The sequence below is a fragment of the Pseudomonas sp. P4795 genome, assembly GCF_048822895.1.
GTDB lineage: Bacteria > Pseudomonadota > Gammaproteobacteria > Pseudomonadales > Pseudomonadaceae > Aquipseudomonas.
This window is the reverse complement of record NZ_JBMFBT010000001.1, coordinates 89,658-112,162: the sequence shown is the minus strand read 5'-3', so window position 1 is coordinate 112,162 and position 22,505 is coordinate 89,658. Positions and strand designations below refer to the sequence as shown.

Sequence of the window (22,505 nt, the reverse complement as noted above, 5' to 3'; positions counted from 1 at the left end):
CTTACTGACCAGAGGTCTGGGCAAGTGGAAGAGGGGTGTCGTCGATCTGCACGATTTCGCCGGCGCGCGCGTGTTGCAGGCCTTCGATGACAATACGGTCGCCGGCCTTCAAGCCGCCGGTAACGATCCAGCGGTCGTTTTGCACCGCGCCGAGTTGCACCGGTTGCACGGCGACGCGCATTTGCTCGTCAATCGTCAGTACCTGGGCGATGCCGGCACTGTCACGCTGCACGGCGCGCTGCGGCACGGTGAGGCCGTGCTGGATAACCGCTTGTTCGACGCGTACACGAATGAAACTGCCGGGTAGCAGATCGAGATCCGGGTTGGGAAACTCGCTGCGCAGGATGATCTGGCCAGTGCCCGGATCAACCGTGATGTCAGTGAACAGCAGTTTGCCTGGCAGCGGGTACAAACTGCCGTCGTCCTGAATAAGCGTGGCTTTGGCCTGATCGTGCCCGACCTGCTGCAACTGGCCGGAGCGGAATGCCCGGCGCAGTTCGTTGAGTTCACGGGTCGATTGGGTCAGGTCAGCGTGGATCGGGTTCAACTGCTGAATCAGTGCCAGCGGCGTGGTTTCGTTCTGCCCGACCAATGCGCCTTCGGTGACCAATGCGCGGCCGATGCGCCCGGAAATCGGTGCAGTGACGGTGGCGTAACCCAGATTGAGTTTCGCTCGTTCGACCGCAGCCTTGTTGGCAGCGACGTCGGCAGCAGTCTGGCGTGCAGCTGCGCGGGCATTGTCGTAATCCTGAGCGCTGATGGCCTGATCACCGATCAACTGGGCGTAACGCTGTTCCTGCAATTTCGCCTGAAACGCATTGGCCTCGGCCTTGCGCAGCGCGGCTTCGGCGCTGTCGAGGTCAGCCTTGAACGGCGCCGGATCGATGCGGAACAGTACGTCGCCCTTCTTCACGTCGCTGCCTTCGCGGTAAGTGCGTTGCAGCACCACACCGGCAACCCGGGCGCGGACTTCGGCGATACGCGGCGCAGCGATGCGCCCGCTCAGCTCGCTGCTGATCGACAGGGGGCGGGCTTCGAGGGTTTCGATGCGTACGGTGGCCGGTGGCGCCTGTTCTTCGGCGTTCGAGGCTTTATCACAGGCACTCAGCGTCAGCGCCAATGCGATCAGGCCGAGCCCGGCCAGCAAATTCTTCGACATGTACAACCCCCAATATTGATGGCCGCATCCTACGGACAGTCGCCGAGGGTAGCGGTGAAGCTTTGTAGCTGCTGTGTGAAATTGTGTAAGGGTTTTACTCAGTTACGAGCGAGCGCGTATATCCTTCAGGCCTTGAATTCTTTTGTGACTGTTAAGCCCCATGCCGAACATCCTGCTGGTCGAAGACGACACCGCCCTCGCCGAACTGATTTCCAGCTATCTGGAACGCAACGGTTATTCCGTCAGCGTGATCGGCCGTGGCGATCATGTGCGCGAGCGGGCGCGGCTCAATCCGCCGGATCTGGTGATCCTCGACCTGATGCTGCCGGGCCTCGATGGCTTGCAGGTGTGTCGCTTGTTACGCGCCGATTCGGCGACGCTGCCGATCCTGATGCTCACCGCCCGCGACGACAGCCACGATCAGGTGCTGGGCCTGGAAATGGGCGCCGACGATTACGTCACCAAGCCTTGCGAACCGCGCGTGTTGCTGGCGCGCGTGCGCACTCTATTGCGCCGCAGCAGTCTTGGCGAGCCGATGACCGTCAACGACCGCATTGTCATGGGCAACCTGTGTATCGATCTGTCCGAGCGCACGGTGTCCTGGCGCGACCAACCGGTGGAGCTGTCCAGCGGCGAATACAACTTGTTGGTGGTGCTGGCCCGCCACGCCGGCGAAGTGCTGAGTCGCGACCAGATCCTGCAACGCCTGCGCGGCATCGAGTTCAACGGCACCGACCGTTCGGTGGATGTGGCGATTTCCAAGCTGCGCCGCAAGTTCGACGACCACGCGGGTGAGGCGCGCAAGATCAAGACCGTGTGGGGCAAGGGTTATCTGTTCAGCCGTTCCGAGTGGGAATGCTGAGTCGATGTTCAGAATCCTGTTTCGCCTGTACCTGGTGACGATCGTCTCCTACAGCGCGGCGATCTATCTGGTGCCGGATCTGGTGGTCATGGCGTTCCGCGATCGCTTCGTCACCTACAACCTCGATTATTCCCGTGGCCTGCAATCGCTGATCACCAAGCAGTTTCACGCCGTGCCGCAGGATCAGTGGCCGGCGCTGGCGGCGTCGATGGACAAGGATTTCCAGCCGCTGCACATCGTCCTCGCACGCATCGATGAAGCCGGCTTTACCACGCCGGAGCTCGAGCGCCTGCGCCTCGGCGAAAACGTGGTACGCATTGGCGACTGGGGCTGGCGCACGCTCGCGGTCACGCCGCTGAACGACCAAACTGTGGTGCAAATGGTCGTGCCGCCGGATCCGATGGACGTGAATTTGCTGTACTGGAGCATCAACGTGCTGATTGGCGCGACCATGCTCGCGTGCCTGTTGCTGTGGTTGCGCCCGCACTGGCGCGATCTGGAGCGCCTCAAAGGCACCGCCGAGCGTTTCGGCAAGGGCCATTTGAGCGAGCGCACGCAGATCAGGTCGAGTTCGAACATCGGCAGCCTGGCCAACGTGTTCGATACCATGGCGGGGGATATCGAAAACCTGCTCAACCAACAACGCGACTTGCTTAACGCCGTGTCGCATGAGCTACGGACACCGTTGACGCGTCTGGATTTCGGTCTGGCACTGGCGCTGTCGGATGACTTGCCGACTGCCAGTCGCGAACGTCTGCAAGGTCTGGTCGCGCACATTCGCGAACTGGATGAATTGGTGCTGGAACTGCTGTCCTACAGCCGCTTGCAGAATCCGGCACAGCTGCCGGAACAGGTTGAAGTGTCGCTCGACGAGTTTATCGACAGCATTCTCGGCAGTGTCGACGATGAACAAGAATCTGCCGAAATCGTTATCGACGTGTTGTTGCATGGGCAGCTGGAACGCTTCTCGCTCGATCCACGCCTGACCGCACGCGCCCTGCAAAACCTGCTGCGCAATGCCATGCGCTACTGCGAAAAGCGTATTCAGGTGGGTGTGCAGGTGTGTCCGAAAGGTTGTGAAATCTGGGTCGATGATGACGGCATCGGCATTCCGGATGATGAACGCGAGCGGATCTTCGAGCCGTTCTATCGACTGGACCGCAGCCGGGATCGGGCCACGGGCGGGTTTGGTCTGGGGCTGGCGATCAGCCGGCGAGCGCTGGAAGCACAGGGCGGGACGTTGACGGTGGAGAATTCACCGTTGGGTGGGGCGCGGTTCAGGCTTTGGTTGCCGACCCCGTGTTGACACCGGACCACCTGTAGGAGCTGCCGAAGGCTGCGATCTTTTGACGTTGCTTTTGCGAAGACAAGATCAAAAGATCGCAGCCTCGTTGCACTCGACAGCTCCTACAGGGGGCGCGTGCGTCAGTTGTGGGGGATGTCGGTGGACTGGATCAATCCGACCCCGGATATCTGCATGCGCTCGATGGCCTGTTCCAGCGAACCATTCATATCAATCGCCCGACAGGCGTCGAGTACGACCAACGCATTGAACCCCGCCGACCGCGCATCCAGCGCAGAAAACATCACGCAGAAATCCAGCGCCAGTCCGACCATGTACACCGTGTCGATGCCGCGCTCTTTCAAGTAGCCGGCAAGCCCTGTGGTGGTCACCCGGTCCGCTTCGAGAAACGCCGAATAGCTGTCGATGTCAGGATTGCAGCCCTTGCGAATGATCAACTGCGCCTGCGGCAAGTCCAGCCCGGAATGAAATTCGGCACCGCGTGTACCTTGCACGCAATGCTCCGGCCACAGCGTTTGCTCGCCGTAAGGCAGCTGAATCACGTCATATGGCTGGCGTCCGGGATGGCTGGATGCGAATGAAGCATGGCCGGTCGGGTGCCAGTCCTGGGCAATGATCACTTGTTTGAACTGCGCGGCGAGGCGGTTGATCAGCGGGACAATCAGGTCACCTTCGGGCACTGCCAATTGGCCGCCCGGAGTGAAGTCGTTTTGCACATCGATGACCAGCAATGCAGCGCGTGGCGAAATTGGCATGAATCGTCCTCCTTGGATAATCACCGACCTAGCATAGTGAGCGTTTTCGAGATCAAGCAAGCCAGCGAACAAACAAGTGATCAGCGGCCGCACCGAGCAGCACCAGGCCGACGGCGGCCGCAGCGATCAACCAGCGTCGCAGGGTGCTCGGAGGCTTGGGGCAGGGCGCCGCATCAAGCCGCGCTTGCAGACGATCAAGCGGCGCCTGCCTGGCCAAATCATCGTAGGCGTGCTTGAACGGCAAACTGCTGCGATCCAGCCATTGCACGCGCAGGCTGAGCAGCGGATCGTCAGCAATGGCCGCGTCAATCCGGTTACGCAGCTCAGCGTCAATTTCAGCGTCCAGGTACGTCACCAGTTGCTCATCCGACAGGGTGTTCATCGACGACCTCCGGTGGATATTCGGCGAGTTTCAGACGTGCGGCGACCAGGCGGCTCATTACGCTAGCGACAGGCACTTGCAGGATGTCGGCGACTTCCTCATACGAGAAGCCTTCGACGTAACTCAGATACACAGTCTCGCGCTGGGATTCTGGCAACGCATCGACCTGGCGGATCACCTGCGCCGCCATACCATCGATTTGCGTAGCGTACTCACTGAGCCAACCTTCGGTATCCGCGCCGCGCACACGGCGCTCGCGCACTTCGTTAAGCCATATCGAGTGCAGGAGGCTCAATAACCAGCGATCCATACGCGTACGGGCGACATAGCGGTCAGCTTGCTCCAAAGCGCGCAGGCATGTGGCCTGAACCAGATCCTCGGCCACATGCCGATTGCGCGACAGCAGCAAACCGTAGCGCCACAAACGCGCCAGGTGCTGCCCGAGTTCGGCTCGAAATGCCTGATCGCTGAAGATGATGAACTCCGCTAATTAACTGTCGATCTTTTCAAGTTTCCCGGGCGCAACCATCACGTCCGGCAGCAGGTTGCTGGTTTGCAATACACATTTCTGCGTCTTGCTGTCCCATACCTGACCTTTCGAGCATTCAGGCTTCTTGACTGGCGCTTCTTCGTCGCTGGCAAACGCCAGACTGCTCGATAAAGCTGCGGCCAGCAGCCACGGGGCGGCGAACATAACGGAACGGAAGTTCATGGGCAAGGCTCCACGGTGGGTTACCTTTACTTTGAACATCACAGGTTGAAATTTAATTCATTTATTTGTCAGGTGTGGGCAGGACAATCCAACCTTGCGCCCAGTCCTGTTTTTGGCCGAACTATCGTCTTGCTGCCTTGTTATAGTTCTGGCCTCATTTCTGCCGGTAAAGGATTTCTGCCATGACTCAATACTCCGCCTTCAGCGTCGAACTGGCTGACAAAATCGCCCATGTGCAGATCAACCGGCCGGAAAAGATCAACTCGATGAATGCTGCGTTCTGGAGCGAGATCGTCGAGGTGTTTCAGTGGATCGATGACACCGACGAAGTCCGCGTGGTGGTATTGAGCGGTGCCGGCAAACATTTTTCTTCGGGCATCGACCTGATGATGCTGGCCGGCGTGGCCAATGAACTAGGCAAGGACGTCGGTCGCAACGCGCGCCTGCTGCGACGCAAAATCCTCACGCTGCAAGCCTCGTTCAATGCCGTGGATAACTGCCGAAAACCAGTGCTCGCCGCGATTCAGGGCTATTGCCTGGGCGGCGCCATCGACCTGATCGCCGCGTGTGACATGCGCTACGCAGCCGAAGATGCGCAGTTCTCGATCAAGGAAATCGATATCGGCATGGCCGCCGATGTTGGCACTTTGCAACGGTTGCCACGGATCATCGGTGACGGCATGCTGCGTGAACTGGCTTACACCGGTCGCACCTTTGGCGCTGACGAGGCGCGCACGATCGGGCTGGTCAATCGCGTTTACAGCGACAAGGACAGCCTGATCGAAGGCGTGATGGACATTGCCCGCGAGATCGCCAGCAAGTCGCCCATCGCGGTGACTGGCACCAAGGAAATGATCAGCTACATGCGCGACCATCGTATTGATGATGGTCTTGAGTACGTTGCCACCTGGAACGCCGCCATGTTGCAATCCACCGACTTGCGCGTGGCCATGGCCGCCCATATGAGCAAACAGAAACCCGAATTTCTGGACTGAGAAACCATGACATCTCGCTGGATCACCGCAGTACTGGACACCGATCAACCCGGCGGCTGGGCCGTGGCGCGCAGCCCCGAAGGCTTTCTGTTCGATGACAACGGCGTGCTGTTCCCGCGCGAATGGCTCAAGCGGCAGGACTTGTCGGTTCTGGCCGAACACGGCATTGGCCATCTCGATGGCGAGCCGGTGTATCTGCTGGAGTTGCGCAGTAGCAGCGAGGTGCCGGGTTGTAGCTGGAAAGGCCTGCGCGCATTCATGCTCGAAGGTGATCACACGATTTACAAAGTGCTGGGTTATGCCGCGCAAATCGGCACCTGGGCGCGTGAACACCGCTTCTGCGGCAATTGCGGGCAGGCGATGACGCAAGTGCCGCGCGAGCGGGCGATGTATTGCCAGCCATGCGACCTGCGCAGTTATCCAAGAATTTCGCCGAGCATGATTGTGCTGGTGACGCGTGGTGATGAAGTCTTGCTGGCGCGCTCACCGCGTTTCGTGACGGGTGTCTACAGCACGCTCGCCGGGTTCGCCGAACCGGGTGAGTCGGCGGAAGATTGTCTGATTCGCGAGGTGCGTGAAGAAGTGCAGATCGAGGTGAAGAACATTCAGTATCTGGGCAGCCAGTGCTGGCCGTTCCCGCATTCGATGATGCTGGGTTTTCATGCCGAATACGCGGGGGGCGAGATTGTCTGTCAGGAAGACGAGATCGAAGACGCCCAGTGGTTCAACGTGCATGAGCTGCCGCCGTTGCCGGCGTCAAAGTCGATTGCCCGTTACCTGATCGACGTCTATGTGGCGCGGCGTTTAGGCCACGCTGAACCAGTGTTGCCAGGCTAGACGCACGGTCAGACCCAAGACCACGGTAATGAACACCGGCCGAATGAACTTGGCGCCGCCGCTGATCGCGGTGCGCGCCCCGAAGAACGCGCCGACCATCACCGACAGGCCCATGCTCAGGCCGATGATCCAGTCCACTTGCCCGGAAAAGATGAACACCGACAGCGCTGCGATGTTGCTGACGAAGTTCATGCTGCGCGCCACGCCGCTGGCCTTCACCAGGTCGATCGGGTACAGCAGCAGACTGCTGACGGTCCAGAACGCGCCAGTGCCGGGACCGGCCACGCCGTCGTAGAAACCCAGGCTGAAGCCTTGGGTCGATTGCCATTTCTTCTTGATCGGCGCGTTGCTGTCCAACGGCGCTTTAGGTGTGCCGCCGAACAGCAGATAAAGGCCGCAGGCGAAGACGATTACCGGCAGCATCTTGTTCAGCCATTCCGCCGGCAGGTAATGCGCGACGATAGCGCCGGTCAACGCGCCGACCAGGGTGCCGACAATCGCGTGCACCCATTGCCGGGGATGGAACAACTTGCGCCGGTAGAAGGTGAAACTGGCGGTGGCCGAACCGAAGGTCGAACTCAACTTGTTGGTGCCCAGAACCAGATGCGGCGGCAGGCCGGCAGTCAGCAATGCAGGCGTGGTCAACAACCCGCCGCCGCCAGCGATGGCATCGATGAAACCGGCAACGAAAGCAACAACGGCCAGAATGGCCAGGGTAGTGAGGTCAACGCTGAGTTCGAAAGGCATGGAATCGGCTTATTCGGCAGGGCGGCGGGGGAGTGCGGGCATGTTACGCATTTCCAGAAGCGGCGGCGACCCAAATGGCCTCATCGCTGGCAAGCCAGCTCCCACATGTTGAAATGCATTCCCCTGTGGGAGTGGTGGTGTGCTTAAAGACCGAGGTCGGAAAGGCCCGGGTGATCATCCGGGCGTCGGCCCAGTGGCCAGTGGAACTTGCGTTCGCTTTCCTTGATCGGCATGTCGTTGATGCAGGCATAGCGCTGGAACATCAGGCCTTGCTTATCAAATTCCCAGTTTTCGTTGCCGTAGGAGCGAAACCAGTTGCCCGAGTCGTCGTGCCATTCGTAGGCGTATCGCACGGCGATGCGCGTGTCGGAGTAGGCCCAGAGTTCCTTGATCAGACGGTAATCCAGCTCTTTCGCCCATTTGCGCGTCAGGAATGCCTTGGCTTCTTCGCGGTTATTGGCGAACTCGGCGCGGTTACGCCATTTGGTGTCGAGGGTGTAGGCCAGCGACACACGCTCAGGGTCGCGCGAGTTCCAGCCATCCTCGGCCAGACGAACTTTTTCAATCGCCGATTCTCGGTTGAACGGCGGCAATGGCGGACGGGCTTCGGCTGCAGTAGACATATTCAATCTCCCGGTCAGTGAACTGTTGAACAACTTGTCAGGCTTATTAAGGCATTACAGGTCCAATAACTTTCGCGCCATGCATTGCGCATTATCGGCGGCGCTGTGATCACCCATCACAAGCGCTACGGTAATGGCGCCGTCAATCAGGATCAGCAGTTGCTTGGCCAGCAACTGCGGGTCCTCGGCGCCATGTTCGGTACACAACTCGCACACGTAGTCGAGCAGCTTCTGTTTGTGCTCTTTGGCGACCTGACGCACCGGATCCTGCGGGTCACCGGTCTCGCCGCTGGTGTTGATGAACGCGCAGCCACGGAAGCCTTCCGAGGCGAACCAGGCCTTGAGCACGGTAAACAGGTTGAGCAGGCGATCGGCCGGGGTTTCGGCCTGATCGACAGCGCTTCTGTACCAATGCATCCAGCGCACGTCGCGGCGTTGCAGGGCGGCGACGGTCAGCGCTTCCTTGTTGGCGAAGTAGCGGTAGATGCTTTTTCTCGAGACACCGGCGGTTTTCACCAGTAGATCCATGCCAGTGGCGGCGATGCCACTTTTATAGATCAACTTTTCGGTGACATCGAGGATGATGTCGCGGGTTGCGTTTTCAGTAATATCGTTCATGCGGCAAACAGTAGAACGTGCGTTCTCCTTGGTCAAGCGCTGATTCTGAAATGGCTTTTTTCAGGCTTTGGGGTTGTTTCTGGCTGGGTGCATAGCCGTTGCTGTGGTTATGGCTGCTTAGGGTTCCGCCCTTACGGCGGGTCACTTTTTCCAGACGCCGAAAAAGTAACCAAAAAGGCTTTGCCCTGACGTTCGGCCCTCGCTGTGGCTCGGGTTCCTTCGCTCCGGGATCGATCCGGGGGCATCGCCTCCGGTTTGCTGCGCTGCACCTCCTCTCGATGTGTTCGACTTCGTCGAACGGTCGCTGCGCTCCCACCCCCGGATCAATCCCTCCACTCAGCCTGCCGACGGGCGCTCGCGATCAAGAGCGGTACTCGAGCTAACGCTCATTGTGTTGAGTGGGGCGGCTTTGCCGCATGGGTCGCACAAAAAACTGGGGGAGCTGGCTTGCCAGCGATGGCGGCCTCTGAGCCGACCAATTTCTGGCAGGTGTACCCAGTTTCCACTGTGAGCCAGCCTGCTGGCGATGTGGCCATTACAGTCACTCACAAGACCCGAAGGAGTTGATGGTGTAAGCTCTCGGGTTCTTCGGATTCGACCTTTTGCGAGCCTTATGCCGTTGCTTTTCAAACGTTCTCTGCTGCCCAAACTGCGCAGCTTTCCGCTGACCGCCGAGGCCGTGACCATCCTTCCCGGCGCCGCCGATTTCCGGCGTTGCCTGCTGGAAAAGATCGCTCAGGCGACTCAGCGCATCTATCTCGTTGCGCTGTATCTGCAAAACGATGAGGCCGGTCAGGAAATCCTCGATGCCTTGCACGCCGCCAAGCTCAAGCGCCCGGAGCTGGAAATCGCTGTGGTGGTTGACTGGCTGCGCGCGCAGCGCGGATTGATCGGCGCCGGTAAGCAGCCGGGCAATTCGGCGTGGTATCAGGAAATGACCCGCACTCACGAGAGTGAAGTGCCGGTATATGGCGTGCCGGTGCAGACTCGCGAGCTGTTCGGCGTGCTGCACTTGAAAGGCTTCGTGATCGATGATTGCGTGGTTTACAGCGGCGCCAGCCTGAATAACGTCTATCTGCACAAATTCGATAAGTACCGTTTCGACCGTTATCACGTGTTGCAGAGCCGCGAACTCGCGGACTCGATGCATCACCTGGTCAAGCACGGTCTGATCGAATCCAAGGCTGTGCATCGCCTCGATCTGCCGAACCTGCCGACCACCCGCAGCCTGCGCAACGACATCGGCGACCTGCGCAGCCGCCTCAAGCATGCGACCTACGACACCACGGCTGGCAGCACTGAGCATGCGGGCCTGTCGGTCAGTCCGCTGCTCGGCGTGGGCAAGAACAACCCGCTGAACCGGGTGATTCTGGAGCTGATCGCCAGCGCACAGAAGCAGCTGACCATTTGCACCCCGTATTTCAACCTGCCGCTGGGAGTGATCCGCGAGATCAACCGCGCGTTGGCCCGTGGGGTGAAGATCGACATCGTAGTCGGCGACAAGACTGCCAACGATTTCTACATCCCGCCGACCGAGCCATTCAAGGTGATCGCGGCGTTGCCTTATCTATACGAAATCAGCCTGCGACGTTTCGCCAAGCGTCATCAGCGCAACATCGACAGCGGTCAGTTGAACCTGCACTTGTGGCATGAGGGCGACAACAGCTATCACCTCAAAGGCATGTGGGTCGATCAGCGTTACACCTTGCTCACCGGCAACAACCTCAATCCACGGGCGTTCCGTCTGGATCTGGAAAACGCGCTGTTGATTGATGACCCGAAAGGCGAATGGATCGATCCGCGAAGTGCGGAGTTGGAGAACATCTTCGTGCACACCAAGCGGATTGCGCAGTTTGGGGATCTTGAAGCGCTGCCGGATTACCCGGCGGGGGTGGCGAAGTTTCTCAAGCGTGTGAGCCGGGTGCGGGTTGAGCGGTTGCTGTACCGGATTCTCTAAACAAATTCGGTAGATGTACCAAGGCCTCTGACGCCATCGCTGGCAAGCCAGCTCCCACAGGTTTTTGTGTCGTTCACAGCATTTGTGTACAACGCTTTCACTGTGGGAGCTGGCTTGCCAGCGATGAGGCCCCATCAGACGCTAAAGAACTCAGTTCAGCCCCAACTTCCCACGCAACGTGGAAAGGTCTTCAGCCAAGGTATTCACCGGTCCCACCAACATCTTGCGGTCACTGTCCTTGACCTTGTCGTAAGTCTCAAACCCACCATCCCCGGTCTTGTACTTGGCCAGAATCCTGTTCACCGCCGCAAAATTCTTATCGACTTTGGCGATAAAAGCTTCGTCCTGCTGCTCGATCTGCGGACGGAACAGATCGACAATCTTCTTCGCGCCGTCGATGTTGCCCTGGAAGTCGTACAGGTCGGTGTGGCTGTAACGGTCTTCTTCGCCGGAGATCTTGGTTGCCGCGACTTCTTCCAGCAGCGCCGCAGCGCCACCAACGACTTTTTCCGGTGGAAAGGTCAGACCGGCCACACGCGTTTGCAGGTCTTTGACGTCTTTGTTGAGGCCGTCAGCCAAGTCATTCAGACCTTGGGTGCTTTTTTCCGAGAACAGCGAGTATTCGATGCGGTGGAACCCGGTGAAATCTTCGGCTTTCACGCCTTTCTCGTGGTCGTCGACGCGTGAATCGATGGACGCATCGAGATCACTGAACAGCTCGGCAATCGGCTCGATCGACTCGTAATACACGCGGGTCGGTGCGTAGAGTTTTTGTGCAGTGGCCAGATCACCTTTTTTCACGGCGTCGGTGAATTGCTGGGTGTGGCTGGCCAGTTCATCCAGCTGTTCGGTGACGTAGATCTTGTAGTCCGAAACCGGCCCCACCAGATCCAGCGGCGCCGTCGCCGCAAAAGCCGAGAGCGGGGTGTTGAGCAAACCGAGGGTCAGCAATAGCGCGAGTGGCGTCTTTTTCATGGGGGCGGCTCTTATCGTGGGTTAGGCGGTGGTTTTTGCTTGTGTGGCATCGAGCAGCGAGCGACCGATGAAATCCTTCTCGCCAATGACACCCGGCAGCGTGAAGAAATATCCGCCGCCAACTGGCTTGAGGTATTCCTCCAGCGGCTCGCCGTTGAGGCGGGTCTGCACGGTGATGAAGCCTTTTTCCAGGTCGGCCTGGTAGCAGATGAACAGCAGGCCCATGTCGAGCTGACCGTTCTTGTTCACGCCGTTGGAATAGTTGAACGGGCGGCGCAGGATCAGATTGGCCTGACTGGCGGCAGTGCGCGGGTTGGCCAGACGGATGTGCGCGTCGAGCTTGGTCAACTTGCCTTCGGGGTCTTTGCTGTAGTCCGGCACTTCGGCTTCAAGTTGGCCACCGATTGGCGCGCCAGTGGTCTTCACGCGGCCGAGAATGCTTTCCTGTTCCTGCAACGGCGTGCGATCCCAGCGTTCGACGAAGTTGCGAATAATGCGCACCGCTTGATAGCTGCCATGCGCCGCCCACGCCGGTTCATCGCTGCCGGGTTGCACCCAGACGATGCGATCCATGGCCTTGCCGTCGTTCGAATCGGGGTTGGCCGAGCCGTCGCGAAAACCGAGAAAGTTGCGCGCCGACTGCGCCGGCGCACCGGGTTTGGCCGGGGCTTGCGGCGGCACGCTGCCTTCCTGTTTCCAGCGCACCAGCAGCAGATCCGGCAGGTTCTTGATGATGTCGCGCAGGGCGTGGATGTTGGTGTCGGCGCTATTCGAGCAGAACTGCAGACTCAGGTCGCCGTGACAGCAATCCGGGTCCAGCGCATCGTTGGGGAAACCGACCATGCGCACCAGACGCTTGGGTTTGGCCGAGGCCAGGCCGAAACGTTCGTCGAACAGCGATTCGCCGACCGAGACGGTAATGGTCAGGTTATCCGGGGTGACCACCGGGCCGAGGATACCGGAATCCGGCGGCGGCAGTTTCGGATCGATCTGCGCGACCGGGCCACCCGTCATCAGAAACGCGATGCGCTGGTTGAGGGTGCGGAACAGCCGCTCCAGGTCTTCGCGATCAGCGGCCAAGACATCGAAGGACACCAGCATGCCTGAGGCCGGGCGCGGCGTGACGATGCCGCTCTGGCGCTGGCCATGAAAGTCGTGGCGGTCTTCGGTCTTGTCGCTGCTCGGGGCTTCGGTGACTTGCGCAGGTGCAGCCGCCATCGCCGGGCAGCTCAGGGCGGAACCGGCCAATGCGACACCTGCGGCGCCCATGCCCATCAAGATGCGGCGGCGTTGCAGGTTGAAGTGTTCGGAGTCATTCATTGCTATTCGTCTTCTGCTTACAGGCCGGAGAGGCCGAGGGCGGGATCAATTGCATCGAGCGCATCGGCCAGAGTTTTGGCCTTGTCGGCGAGCTGCTGGCGTTGCTCAGCGCTGACCGAGTCGTAACTGACGTAGCCGTCGTTGACCTTGAAGCCGTTCAGCGCCGTGTCGAAATCAGCCAGTGCGCTGTCGATCTTCGGCAGCAAATCGGCGGCGGATTTGACCAGCAGCGGACGCAGCAGATCGACGACTTTGTGCGCAGTCTGCTGATTGGCCGCGAAGCCGTTGAGGTCGCTGTGGCTGTAGCGTTCTTCTTCACCGCTGGCGGCGCGTACGTCGGCCAACGTGTTGAGATTGCGCACGACGATTTCCATCAGTTGCTCCGGCGGTAGCGATTGGGCGAGCAACTGCTGCTTGAGGCTGGTGACGTCGCTGAGCAGGCCCTTGGCGATCGGCGCAAGACCGTCGAGATTGCGTTGCTTGAACAGCGCGTATTCGATGCGATGGAAGCCAGTGAAGCCCGGATCCTGCTCGCGTTTTTCGAAGTAATCGGCGCGGGCGTTGATGCTGTTGTCCAGCTCGGCCAGACGTTGCGCGGCCGGGGCCAAGCGCTGATACGCGGCGCGGGCCGGCAGGTACAAAGCTTGCGCCTGCGCCAGATCACCACTCTCGATGGCTTGATTGAGCGCGCTCACGGCTTTGATCAGCGCGCTGCTCTGGCTCGCCAGATAAACGCGAAACTCCGAGAGCGGCCCGATGAACGCGACCATCGACGGCTTGGCTTTGGCAGCGGCATCCGAGGCGGCAGTCGGCGTCACGTGCAAGGTGCCGCGCGGGTTGCTCAGCAGGCCACAAGTGATCGCGTAGTCGCCCGGTTGCAGGTTGGCGTTGATCACCTGGCTCAGGCCTGGCGCGATGTTCTCGCGTTCTTCGACCACCAGCACGCCGTCGAGGATTTCCCATTCCACCGCACGATCCGAGCGGTTGACGATGCGAAAACTCGCGCGTCCGGCCGGCACGCTCAAAGCGTTCGGCTCGCAGCTGTGCGGATGGATGTTGACCACCACTTCGTCACGGTTGTGCTCACGCTTGGCTGCCGCCAGTTGCGAGGCGTAGTAGAACAGGCCACCGGCCGCGATCATCACGACCACCGAACCGGCCACCGCCCAGCGCAAGGCACGGGGAGGGGAGGCCTGGGGGATATTAGGCTTTGACATGAATGGCCTTATTGGCTGGAAACGGAAGACGATTGCGCAGAAGGCTCCGGTGCCGGCATGAAGAACATCACCAGTGCCACCAGCAGATAAATCACATACGCACCGAGGGTGCTGACGGTCGGCGCATCCTGATAACCGAACATGCCGGCCAGCACCGAACCCAACGGGCCATCCATCGGCAGCGTCGCGCTGAAATCGAAGAGCACGGTTTGCAGGTGATTCCACACCCCGGCTTCATGCAGCGCCTGTACCGAGTTGGCGAGAATCCCGGCGGCCACCACCAGAATGAACAGCCCGGTCCAGCGGAAAAACGCCGAAAGATTCAGGCGCATGCTGCCGCTGTAGATCAGGAAACCGACGATGATCGCCAGAATCAGTCCGAGCAACGCACCGATTGGCGCTGCGGCGCCTTCGCTTTGCTGGAACACCGCGAGCAGGAAGAACACGGTTTCCAGACCTTCACGGGCAACGGCGAAGAACACCATGGCGATCAGCGCAAACACTTGATGTCTGGATGAGGTCAGCGCGTGATCCAGCGAGGCTTGCAGCGAATGCTTGATCGAGCGCGCAACCTTGCGCATCCAGAACACCATAGAACTGAGAATGCCCACGGCGACCAGTCCGACTACGCCTTCGAACAGTTCCTGCTGCTTTTGCGGAAACTCGGCGCTGATCAGTTCCAGACCACCGCCAACCAGCAATGCCAGCGCCGCCGCAAGGAAAACCCCAATCCACACGGCGGGCATCCATTGGCCACGGCCGGTCTGTTGCAGGTAACTGGCGATAATGCCAACGATCAGCGCGGCTTCAATGCCTTCGCGCAGCATGATCAGAAACGGGACGAGCATTGGCCACCACGAGTGATTTAGTTAGGTGGCTAAGTTGTAACATAATGACACTCATTCCCAAATGGCATTGATTGACATTAACCTGAACCTAAGCTGAACAACCTTTAACATCCCAAATCCCCGTGTAGGAGCTGTCGAGTGCAACGAGGCTGCGATCTTTTGATCTTGTTTCTTAAGATCAAAAGATCGCAGCCTTCGGCAGCTCCTACACAGGTAGCGGTGTGCGCTAAGATGCTGGGCATTCCTAAAACGACCGGATTCAAAGCGCTCCATGTCGGAAAAAGACACCATCGCCATTCAACTGGTGCGCGAAGCACTGTTGCAAAGTTGCGCGCCGGGCGCGGCCATGGACGAAGTCTTGCGCAAGGTCGGCATCGATCCGGCGCTGCTGCTGAGCGATAACGGCCGCGTCCCAGCCTCGAACTACGCACGCCTGTGGCGCTTGCTGGCACGGCGCGGCGATGACGAGTTCTTTGGCATGGACCCGCGCAGGCTCAAGTCCGGCAGCCTGGAATTCCTCTGCCGCAGTGCGATGGCGCAACCAAATCTGGCGTCCGGTTTGAGCACTGGGCTGAATTTCCTGTCGCTGATGCTCGACCAATTGCCGGCGCAACTGGTGCATCAGCAAAGTCTTGCGGAAATTGTGCTGCTGGAAGACGACCCCGAGCCGCGTCGCGCCTTCACCTACTTCACCTATTGGATGATCGTGCATGGCGTCGCTTGCTGGCTGGCGGGGCGGCGGATTCCGATTCTGGCAATTGAGCTGCGCTGCCCGGAGCCGGATTTTTGCGCTGACTACCGGGTGATGTTCTCCGAGAACCTGCGCTTCGATCGGCCACGCACGCGGATGATTTTCTCCGCCGATTGTCTGGATCTGCCGATTAAACGTAGCGTGGAAGAGTTAAAGCGCTTTCTGGCCCACGCCCCGGCGAACATTCTGGTGAAGTACCGCGACCCGGAAAGCCTTACCAGTCGGATCAAACACGATTTGCGGCAAATGCCGGCTGAGCAGTGGCCGGAAACAGAAGCCTTGGCCCAACAGTTGTGCATGTCGGCCTCGACACTGCGCCGACGCCTGGCGGAGGAAGGGCAGACGTATCAAGGGCTCAAAGACAGTGTGCGCAAGGAGTTGGCGATCACTTGGCTGGCGGAGCCTTCGATCAGTTTCGTCGAGATTGCCGCCCGGCTCGGCTTCGCTGATGTCAGCTCGTTCTATAAAGCATTCCGCAAATGGGCGGGCTCCAACCCTGGACACTACCGTAGCCTGATCCTCAGCCAGCCAGCCGAAGCTGGCTCGACTGAGTCGTTGGTTACAGTTCTTTCACGCTGACCAGTGAGGTGGTGCCGGTACCGAACGCCGAGGCCTTGATACGTAATTGCAGGTCGTTCTTCGAACCGCGCAGGACATAGATGTGATCCTTTAGCTTCGGGCTTTCGAGCTTGTACAGCTTCACACTGCCCTCGGGATAAAGCGTGGGGTCAAGTTCCAGTACCGCGTGGATCTTGTTGGCACGGGATGAGACGTTGTAAGGGTTTTTACCAAACAGGGTCTCCGAAAGCTGCTGCAGCGGCATCGAGTCGGGAGCGAGATCGGTTACATACAGTCCGACGATATTGCGTTGCGGTCTGCCGTAAGCATCGTTGGACGAATTGTCGATGAACGCGCTTCTTGTAGCTCTGATTGTCGCCAGTTTGTCCCGGTTCACGTAGTGGTACAGACGCTTGGGCAACGGCGTGATTTCAGTTTCGACCACCGTCGGAAAACCGCTACTGTCAGCGACTGCCCGGCGTGACGGACCCGGCGCGTCGGAGTTGGAACCGTCGTGGCTACGCTTGTTCGGCGTGCCCCCCTTGAGATACATCTTGTTGTCGATAGTCCATCGCCCCTGACCGTCGGAAGTCAGAAAGGGGCCGGGACGCAGGTTATCTACCGGATCAAGGATCAGTACCGGGCCTTCTTCGATCGAAACCCGGAAGAACTGCTCTTGAACTAACGCGTGCCATTTGTCGTTATACCGATAAAGTCCTTTATTGCGTCCTTGCGCAATGGGTTCTCCGAGATCTGCAGGCTTCTCTAGCGCGAAACTGTCGAGCAGCGTTTTTTGCCCCGGGGAATAGGATGAGCGTGGCGTAGCCCAGGCGTTTTCCGTGATCGCCAAGTCCACTTGCGGGTGCTGCTCACTCGGTAAGCTACGGTTTTCGACGACCGGCACATCGGCCACACCGGGAGTGGGACTTTCGACGGAATATTCGAATACTTCCGGTTCGATCGACGGGGGCGCAACACCTTCGGCGTTTTGTGATCCCGTTGCGATGCGCCCGGCATGCATGAGCACTGCTGCCAGGTTGAGCAACAGGTCAGCCACGGCGAACGACTTGTCCTGGCCGTCCGATTGCGACAGTGCTTCCAGATCGGCCTTGAGACTCACAGCCAACTGCACTAACCACCCGGCAGTCGCTGCCGGTCCGGTCACCAGCGGTAACAAGGACTCGAATATCAGCCAGCCCAGCGTCTTGAAATGGGTCCAGCGGCTTTCGGCGTTGGACACCGATTGCCGGTCTGCCAACTCAACGAGTGCCCTGCTGTTCGCCTCATACAAGTGCTGAAATACATCGCCCTGCAACGGGGACGCTGTTTTCACCTCCCAGCGCAGACGTATTTCGTTGGCGCCCAGCAATCCGGTACGCCTGACCACGGCTTTGTACCAGTCATGGATGCTTTTCTGCAGCGGCGAGTCGGACTCAATCGCCTGTTCCAGATGACTGCGCGAAGGGTATTGGATCAATGAAGGGGAATAGAAGGGGCGATACAGGATTACGGGAGCGCCGCTCCGGTCGCCGGCAGCAATGACGAACATATTCAAAACCGGCCCCAGCCGCAGTTGCAAGGGTTCGACGACGATGTCTTTAAAGTGTTCGCCGCCATCAGCCAGTGCGATGATCAGCCCCGTGCCATATTCGTCAAAACCATGGGCGCCCGTTAGTTTGGCCTCGAGCGCCTGGAGAGGCAGCTGATTGCACAAGTGGACCCTAAACAGGTTTTGTCGGGACAACGCCTCGTTACGATTATCGAGCAGATGCTGGCTCAGATACGCCGGATAGGTGCGACCAATGTCCACTGACTGGATAAGATCCTTGAGGTACTGCGGGGTCATCCAGGCAGGTACATCGCGTTGGTGCAGGCCCTTGACGGTCATCGTGCCCCACGGCAGACCGGCGAGATTTTCCAGAGCAAAATCGATAAGGCCCAAGCGAATCGTTTCCAGGCTTCCCCATCCGCCGGGGACGCCTCGCGCAACCTTGATGTTCAGCTCAATGTCATCAGGATTTACGGGTTCATGCCCGTCACGCTTCATCTGATCGACGAGGGCTTGATAAGCGAAGTCGCGAATGGAGTTCAGATGGGTAAAAAACGTTGCCCCGTCATACTCCAGATGAGTTGCCGCCATGGCCGACACATAGCGTCGATAGGTACGGCGATCGTAAGCATCCGCGTCCTTCAGCCATTGCGGCAGATGCTTTTCAGTACTATCCGCTTGATAAGCATTCGGCTGTTTACCGGCCAACAGGCGAAGCGGATCGGTGATCTGGTCGAACTGCTGCTCCGCGCTCTCGAACATTTCATCGACCGGGATCTGGATACACTCTAGATCCACTAATTGCTGATCGATCAAGACCCGAGCGAGCTCATCGAAGATATCAGCCTCAGGCTCATAACGACTCACACTCAGGGAAGCGATGTCCCAATGACGTTGCAAGTCTCGAACAACATTTTGTATGCAGTCCGACTCGTTGGTAAATCGCTTCCAGACGCCGGATGGCCGAATCAATACGGTTCCTGATTTGTCCGTGACGAGCAAAGCAGGATAAATCAGCGAAAGACTATCGGCTCCGTCATTCAAAGTGAATTTCAATAGATAAGCCGGAGGCCGCAAAAATTCGTTAAATATTTGTCGATGTGATTTTTCTGATTTGATCACCAAACCAGTCAATGCGAAGTATAGGTCTCGATCTGATTGGTGCAGTGCATCATTGATGTTCGACGCACAAGCGTCTTTTAATACCTCTGCCAGCCACTGCCAACGGCTCATGCCGTTATCGGCGGCTTGTTGCCAGTAATCCAGTAACCGCTGTTGCAATGTGGCTAATAATGTTTGGCAAAGTTCTTCCAGGGCCAATTGAAACTCGGCAAGATCAATTCGGTCTCGGCCGTCGGCAACCACTGGAATGACCAGTGCCTCATCGCTTAAAGCAATGCAGCGTCCTTCCGTAAAGGCGTGAAGGAACGCGTCCAGAAAGGGTTTCGGCTCAGTGTTTTGGGTAAAGCGAGTATCACGATGGAAAATTGTCTCTAGCGTCAGTGAGTGTGATTCAAGACAAGTCTCTAGATAGTTGGTCAGTTGCTGCCTGGCAACACTGCGCAATGTAGGGTGATCTTTGAATTGATCAATTATTGATTGTTTAAAAATAAAACTATTGTGATCAGCTGAATTTATCAGGTGCGACACAGCGCATTCCTCTCGTGGGGAGTAAATAGTGGGCTCTTGTAATTGCAAACTATCAAGGTAGCCAACTTTGGACCACTACTTATACTTGTCGACTTGTAAGCGCACGGTTGTAGTCATTCGGGATTGGCCAAACCAGTCACTCAGATTGATGGCTTTGACCATTGCCGCCACCGCTGCGCGGCGCGACTATCTCTCTGCTGTTCAAGGTTCCCCAACCTAATAAAAACACAGAGGGATTCTGGCAATGCGCGATCACTTGTCTGCCACCACACAGTTCAACTATCAGCACACCGTGGACGCCGCGCTCAGCGGTACGCTCGAGGCGCTGAACGCCTGCGTCGAATGTTGTGACCGTCACGCATTGCCGGGGCGCATAGCGCTGTTCTGGGAGGGGCGCGATGGCGCCAGTGCGACGTACACCTTCAGCGATCTGCAACAGCAAGCCGCGCGTTTCGCCAATTTCCTCCTCGCGCAAGGCGTGCAGAAGGGCGACAAGGTTGCCGGTCTGCTGCCGCGCAATGTCGAATTACTCATCACCGTGCTCGCCACCTGGCGCATCGGCGCGGTGTATCAGCCGCTGTTCACCGCGTTCGGCCCGAAAGCGCTGGAGCATCGACTGAACAGTTCCGGCGCGAAAGTGGTGGTCAGCGATGCAGTCAACCGGCCGAAACTCACCGAAGTCGCCGATTGCCCGACCGTGGTCACCGTCGGCGGTCCAAAGGGCCAGGGCATCGTGCGTGGCGATTTCAGTTTCTGGGCCGAGCTGGCCAATCATTCCAACGTCTGCGAACCGGTCATGCTCACGGGCGAAGATCCGTTTCTGCTGATGTTCACCTCAGGCACCACCGGTCCGTCGAAAGCGCTGTCGGTGCCGCTCAAGGCCATCGTCGCGTTCCAGAGCTACACCCGCGACGCGGTGGATCTGCGCCCCGAAGATGCGTTCTGGAACGTCGCTGATCCGGGCTGGGCTTATGGCATCTATTTCGGCGTTACCGGGCCGTTGGCGATGGGGCATCCGATCACGTTTTACGATGGCCCGTTTACCCTCGAAAGCACCTGCCGGGTGATCAACAAATACAACATCAGCAACCTCACCGGTTCCCCGACCGCCTACCGTTTGCTCATCGCCGGCGGCGATGAATTCGCGCGTTCGATCAAGGGCAAATTGCGCATCGTCAGCAGCGCCGGCGAGCCGCTGAACCCGGAAGTGATTCGCTGGTTCGCCGACAATCTCGGCGTGGTGATTCACGATCATTACGGCCAGACCGAACTGGGCATGGTGCTGTGCAACCACCACGGCCTCGAACATCCGATCCACGTCGGTGCCGCCGGTTTCGCCTCGCCGGGTCATCGCATTGTGGTGCTCGATGAACAGCACCAGGAACTCGGCGTCGGCCAGCCGGGGATTCTCGCCATCGACCGCAGCCAATCGCCAATGTGTTGGTTCGCCGGATACGCGGGCGCGCCGACCAAGGCCTTCGTCGGCAACTACTACCTCAGCGGCGACACCGTGGAATGGAACCCGGACGGCAGCATCAGCTTCGTCGGGCGCAGCGATGACGTGATCACCACCTCGGGCTATCGCGTCGGCCCGTTCGATGTCGAAAGCGCGCTGATCGAACACCCGGCAGTGATCGAAGCCGCCGTGGTTGGCAAGCCCGATCCGGAGCGCACCGAACTGGTCAAAGCCTTCGTCGTGCTCAACCCGCAATACCGCGCCGAACCGGCGTTGGCCGAAGAGCTGCGCCAACACGTGCGCAAGCGTCTGGCCGCGCATTCGTACCCGCGTGAAATCGAATTTGTCAGCGAATTGCCGAAGACCCCAAGCGGCAAATTGCAGCGCTTTATCTTGCGCAACCAGGAAATCGCCAAGGCTCAAGAGGCTGCGGCGCACAACGTTTCAGCTTGAATCGAAGGAAACACTCATGCAGATCGAGAACAAGGTTTTTATCGTCACTGGCGGCGCGTCCGGCCTCGGTGCCGCCACCGCTGAATTGCTGGTGAATGCCGGCGCCAAAGTGATGCTGGTGGACATGAACGCCGAAGCCGTTGCCGCGCAGGCCGCACGCATCGGCGCGCACAGCGTGGTCGCCGATATCAGCAACGAAGCCGCCGCCGAAGCCGCCGTGCAGGCGACCGTCAAAGCCTTTGGCAGCCTCAACGGGCTGGTCAATTGCGCCGGCATCGTGCGTGGCGAGAAGATTCTCGGCAAAACCGGCCCGCATGTGCTGGCGAGCTTCGCGCAGGTGATCAACGTCAACCTGATCGGCAGCTTCAACATGCTGCGTCTGGCGGCTGCGGCGATTGCCGAAAGCGAAGCCAATGCCGATGGCGAGCGTGGCGTGATCATCAACACCGCTTCGGTGGCAGCGTTCGACGGGCAGATCGGACAGGCTGCGTACGCGGCGTCGAAAGGCGCCATCGCCAGCCTGACCTTGCCCGCCGCCCGTGAATTGGCGCGCTTCGGCATCCGCGTGATGACCATCGCGCCGGGCATTTTCGAAACACCGATGATGGCCGGCATGACCCCGGAAGTCCGCGATTCGCTGGCCGCCGGCGTACCGTTCCCGCCGCGTCTGGGCAAGCCTGCCGAGTACGCCGCGCTGGTGCGGCATATCATTGAAAACAGCATGCTCAACGGCGAGGTGATCCGTCTCGACGGCGCCTTGCGCATGGCCGCCAAGTAA

20 protein-coding genes and 1 pseudogene are annotated in these 22,505 nt (G+C 59.1%); 8 read left to right on the top strand and 13 right to left on the bottom strand.

Going from position 1 to position 22,505, the window contains the following annotated elements; translation table 11 throughout:
- Window position 1: 1 nt before the first annotated feature.
- Window positions 2–1,159, bottom strand: coding sequence for an efflux RND transporter periplasmic adaptor subunit (locus ACOI8A_RS00450; RefSeq protein WP_420649063.1), 1,158 nt, complete (start codon window positions 1,157–1,159; stop codon window positions 2–4).
- 160 nt (window positions 1,160–1,319) lie between these two features.
- On the opposite strand from ACOI8A_RS00450, the gene ACOI8A_RS00445 reads away from it, so the two are divergent.
- Both ACOI8A_RS00445 and ACOI8A_RS00440 read left to right on the top strand, forming a co-directional pair.
- Complete coding sequence (locus tag ACOI8A_RS00445) at window positions 1,320–2,021, top strand: response regulator (protein WP_420649062.1); 702 nt, start codon at window positions 1,320–1,322, stop codon at window positions 2,019–2,021.
- A 4-nt stretch (window positions 2,022–2,025) separates the two neighbouring features.
- Window positions 2,026–3,327 carry an ATP-binding protein gene (locus ACOI8A_RS00440; RefSeq protein WP_420649061.1) on the top strand — a complete coding sequence of 434 codons (1,302 nt, stop codon included), beginning with the start codon at window positions 2,026–2,028 and terminating at the stop codon, window positions 3,325–3,327.
- Between the two features lie 119 nt (window positions 3,328–3,446).
- Here the strand turns inward: ACOI8A_RS00440 and pncA are convergent, their stop codons facing one another.
- From pncA to ACOI8A_RS00420, 4 genes and pseudogenes are all read right to left on the bottom strand, one after another.
- The gene (gene pncA / locus ACOI8A_RS00435) at window positions 3,447–4,079 is read right to left on the bottom strand and encodes a bifunctional nicotinamidase/pyrazinamidase (protein ID WP_420649060.1); all 633 of its coding nucleotides are present in this window, start codon (window positions 4,077–4,079) and stop codon (window positions 3,447–3,449) included.
- A 61-nt stretch (window positions 4,080–4,140) separates the two neighbouring features.
- Window positions 4,141–4,461 (bottom strand): annotated as a pseudogene (locus tag ACOI8A_RS00430) (transcriptional regulator); the annotation flags it as partial.
- Window positions 4,442–4,894, bottom strand: coding sequence for an RNA polymerase sigma factor (locus tag ACOI8A_RS00425; protein ID WP_420649211.1), 453 nt, complete (start codon window positions 4,892–4,894; stop codon window positions 4,442–4,444). The gene ACOI8A_RS00425 and the pseudogene ACOI8A_RS00430, both read right to left, overlap by 20 nt.
- Before the next feature lie 57 nt (window positions 4,895–4,951).
- Window positions 4,952–5,173, bottom strand: a complete 222-nt coding sequence (locus ACOI8A_RS00420) for a hypothetical protein (protein ID WP_420649059.1) — start codon at window positions 5,171–5,173, stop codon at window positions 4,952–4,954.
- A gap of 182 nt (window positions 5,174–5,355) precedes the next feature.
- On the opposite strand from ACOI8A_RS00420, the gene ACOI8A_RS00415 reads away from it, so the two are divergent.
- Window positions 5,356–6,168 carry a crotonase/enoyl-CoA hydratase family protein gene (locus ACOI8A_RS00415; protein WP_420649058.1) on the top strand — a complete coding sequence of 271 codons (813 nt, stop codon included), beginning with the start codon at window positions 5,356–5,358 and terminating at the stop codon, window positions 6,166–6,168.
- 6 nt (window positions 6,169–6,174) lie between these two features.
- Complete coding sequence (gene nudC / locus ACOI8A_RS00410) at window positions 6,175–7,005, top strand: NAD(+) diphosphatase (RefSeq protein ID WP_420649057.1); 831 nt, start codon at window positions 6,175–6,177, stop codon at window positions 7,003–7,005.
- Here the strand turns inward: nudC and ACOI8A_RS00405 are convergent.
- From ACOI8A_RS00405 to ACOI8A_RS00395, 3 genes are all read right to left on the bottom strand, one after another.
- Window positions 6,973–7,752 (bottom strand): TSUP family transporter, encoded by a 780-nt coding sequence (locus ACOI8A_RS00405; RefSeq protein WP_420649056.1) that lies wholly within the window; start codon window positions 7,750–7,752, stop codon window positions 6,973–6,975. The genes nudC and ACOI8A_RS00405 overlap by 33 nt on opposite strands.
- 143 nt (window positions 7,753–7,895) lie before the next feature.
- The gene (locus ACOI8A_RS00400; protein ID WP_420649055.1) at window positions 7,896–8,375 is read right to left on the bottom strand and encodes a DUF1348 family protein; all 480 of its coding nucleotides are present in this window, start codon (window positions 8,373–8,375) and stop codon (window positions 7,896–7,898) included.
- Between the two features lie 54 nt (window positions 8,376–8,429).
- The gene (locus tag ACOI8A_RS00395; RefSeq protein WP_420649054.1) at window positions 8,430–8,993 is read right to left on the bottom strand and encodes a TetR/AcrR family transcriptional regulator; all 564 of its coding nucleotides are present in this window, start codon (window positions 8,991–8,993) and stop codon (window positions 8,430–8,432) included.
- Window positions 8,994–9,606: 613 nt separating this feature from the next.
- On the opposite strand from ACOI8A_RS00395, the gene pssA reads away from it, so the two are divergent.
- Complete coding sequence (gene pssA / locus ACOI8A_RS00390; RefSeq protein WP_420649053.1) at window positions 9,607–10,950, top strand: CDP-diacylglycerol--serine O-phosphatidyltransferase; 1,344 nt, start codon at window positions 9,607–9,609, stop codon at window positions 10,948–10,950.
- A 150-nt stretch (window positions 10,951–11,100) separates the two neighbouring features.
- Here the strand turns inward: pssA and efeO (ACOI8A_RS00385) are convergent, their stop codons facing one another.
- From efeO (ACOI8A_RS00385) to efeU, 4 genes are read right to left on the bottom strand one after another with little or no spacing between them, the layout of a single operon-like run.
- The gene (gene efeO, locus ACOI8A_RS00385; protein WP_420649052.1) at window positions 11,101–11,925 is read right to left on the bottom strand and encodes an iron uptake system protein EfeO; all 825 of its coding nucleotides are present in this window, start codon (window positions 11,923–11,925) and stop codon (window positions 11,101–11,103) included.
- Between the two features lie 21 nt (window positions 11,926–11,946).
- Complete coding sequence (gene efeB, locus ACOI8A_RS00380) at window positions 11,947–13,245, bottom strand: iron uptake transporter deferrochelatase/peroxidase subunit (RefSeq protein WP_420649051.1); 1,299 nt, start codon at window positions 13,243–13,245, stop codon at window positions 11,947–11,949.
- A gap of 17 nt (window positions 13,246–13,262) precedes the next feature.
- Window positions 13,263–14,462 carry an iron uptake system protein EfeO gene (gene efeO / locus ACOI8A_RS00375; RefSeq protein WP_420649050.1) on the bottom strand — a complete coding sequence of 400 codons (1,200 nt, stop codon included), beginning with the start codon at window positions 14,460–14,462 and terminating at the stop codon, window positions 13,263–13,265.
- An 8-nt stretch (window positions 14,463–14,470) separates the two neighbouring features.
- Complete coding sequence (efeU, locus tag ACOI8A_RS00370) at window positions 14,471–15,310, bottom strand: iron uptake transporter permease EfeU (protein ID WP_420649049.1); 840 nt, start codon at window positions 15,308–15,310, stop codon at window positions 14,471–14,473.
- 271 nt (window positions 15,311–15,581) lie between these two features.
- Between efeU and ACOI8A_RS00365 the strand changes: the two genes are divergently transcribed.
- The gene (locus ACOI8A_RS00365; protein WP_420649048.1) at window positions 15,582–16,640 is read left to right on the top strand and encodes an AraC family transcriptional regulator; all 1,059 of its coding nucleotides are present in this window, start codon (window positions 15,582–15,584) and stop codon (window positions 16,638–16,640) included.
- On the opposite strand, the gene ACOI8A_RS00360 is transcribed toward ACOI8A_RS00365, so the two are convergent.
- Window positions 16,621–19,818 (bottom strand): dermonecrotic toxin domain-containing protein, encoded by a 3,198-nt coding sequence (locus ACOI8A_RS00360; RefSeq protein WP_420649047.1) that lies wholly within the window; start codon window positions 19,816–19,818, stop codon window positions 16,621–16,623. The genes ACOI8A_RS00365 and ACOI8A_RS00360 overlap by 20 nt on opposite strands.
- Window positions 19,819–20,062: 244 nt before the next feature.
- Between ACOI8A_RS00360 and ACOI8A_RS00355 the strand changes: the two genes are divergently transcribed.
- The gene (locus ACOI8A_RS00355; protein ID WP_420649046.1) at window positions 20,063–21,727 is read left to right on the top strand and encodes an AMP-binding protein; all 1,665 of its coding nucleotides are present in this window, start codon (window positions 20,063–20,065) and stop codon (window positions 21,725–21,727) included.
- A gap of 16 nt (window positions 21,728–21,743) precedes the next feature.
- Window positions 21,744–22,505, top strand: coding sequence for an SDR family NAD(P)-dependent oxidoreductase (locus tag ACOI8A_RS00350; RefSeq protein ID WP_420649045.1), 762 nt, complete (start codon window positions 21,744–21,746; stop codon window positions 22,503–22,505).

Coding starts and splice junctions, on each gene's coding strand:
- ACOI8A_RS00350 (WP_420649045.1), top strand. CDS start 21,744: ATGCAGATCGAGAACAAGGTTTTTATCGTCACTGGCGGCGCGTCCGGC.
- ACOI8A_RS00405 (WP_420649056.1), bottom strand. CDS start 7,752: ATGCCTTTCGAACTCAGCGTTGACCTCACTACCCTGGCCATTCTGGCC.
- ACOI8A_RS00445 (WP_420649062.1), top strand. CDS start 1,320: ATGCCGAACATCCTGCTGGTCGAAGACGACACCGCCCTCGCCGAACTG.
- efeB (WP_420649051.1), bottom strand. CDS start 13,245: ATGAATGACTCCGAACACTTCAACCTGCAACGCCGCCGCATCTTGATG.
- ACOI8A_RS00440 (WP_420649061.1), top strand. CDS start 2,026: ATGTTCAGAATCCTGTTTCGCCTGTACCTGGTGACGATCGTCTCCTAC.
- ACOI8A_RS00415 (WP_420649058.1), top strand. CDS start 5,356: ATGACTCAATACTCCGCCTTCAGCGTCGAACTGGCTGACAAAATCGCC.
- ACOI8A_RS00420 (WP_420649059.1), bottom strand. CDS start 5,173: ATGAACTTCCGTTCCGTTATGTTCGCCGCCCCGTGGCTGCTGGCCGCA.
- ACOI8A_RS00400 (WP_420649055.1), bottom strand. CDS start 8,375: ATGTCTACTGCAGCCGAAGCCCGTCCGCCATTGCCGCCGTTCAACCGA.
- nudC (WP_420649057.1), top strand. CDS start 6,175: ATGACATCTCGCTGGATCACCGCAGTACTGGACACCGATCAACCCGGC.
- ACOI8A_RS00355 (WP_420649046.1), top strand. CDS start 20,063: ATGCGCGATCACTTGTCTGCCACCACACAGTTCAACTATCAGCACACC.
- ACOI8A_RS00365 (WP_420649048.1), top strand. CDS start 15,582: ATGTCGGAAAAAGACACCATCGCCATTCAACTGGTGCGCGAAGCACTG.
- pncA (WP_420649060.1), bottom strand. CDS start 4,079: ATGCCAATTTCGCCACGCGCTGCATTGCTGGTCATCGATGTGCAAAAC.
- efeO (WP_420649050.1), bottom strand. CDS start 14,462: ATGTCAAAGCCTAATATCCCCCAGGCCTCCCCTCCCCGTGCCTTGCGC.
- efeO (WP_420649052.1), bottom strand. CDS start 11,925: ATGAAAAAGACGCCACTCGCGCTATTGCTGACCCTCGGTTTGCTCAAC.
- ACOI8A_RS00395 (WP_420649054.1), bottom strand. CDS start 8,993: ATGAACGATATTACTGAAAACGCAACCCGCGACATCATCCTCGATGTC.
- efeU (WP_420649049.1), bottom strand. CDS start 15,310: ATGCTCGTCCCGTTTCTGATCATGCTGCGCGAAGGCATTGAAGCCGCG.
- pssA (WP_420649053.1), top strand. CDS start 9,607: ATGCCGTTGCTTTTCAAACGTTCTCTGCTGCCCAAACTGCGCAGCTTT.
- ACOI8A_RS00450 (WP_420649063.1), bottom strand. CDS start 1,159: ATGTCGAAGAATTTGCTGGCCGGGCTCGGCCTGATCGCATTGGCGCTG.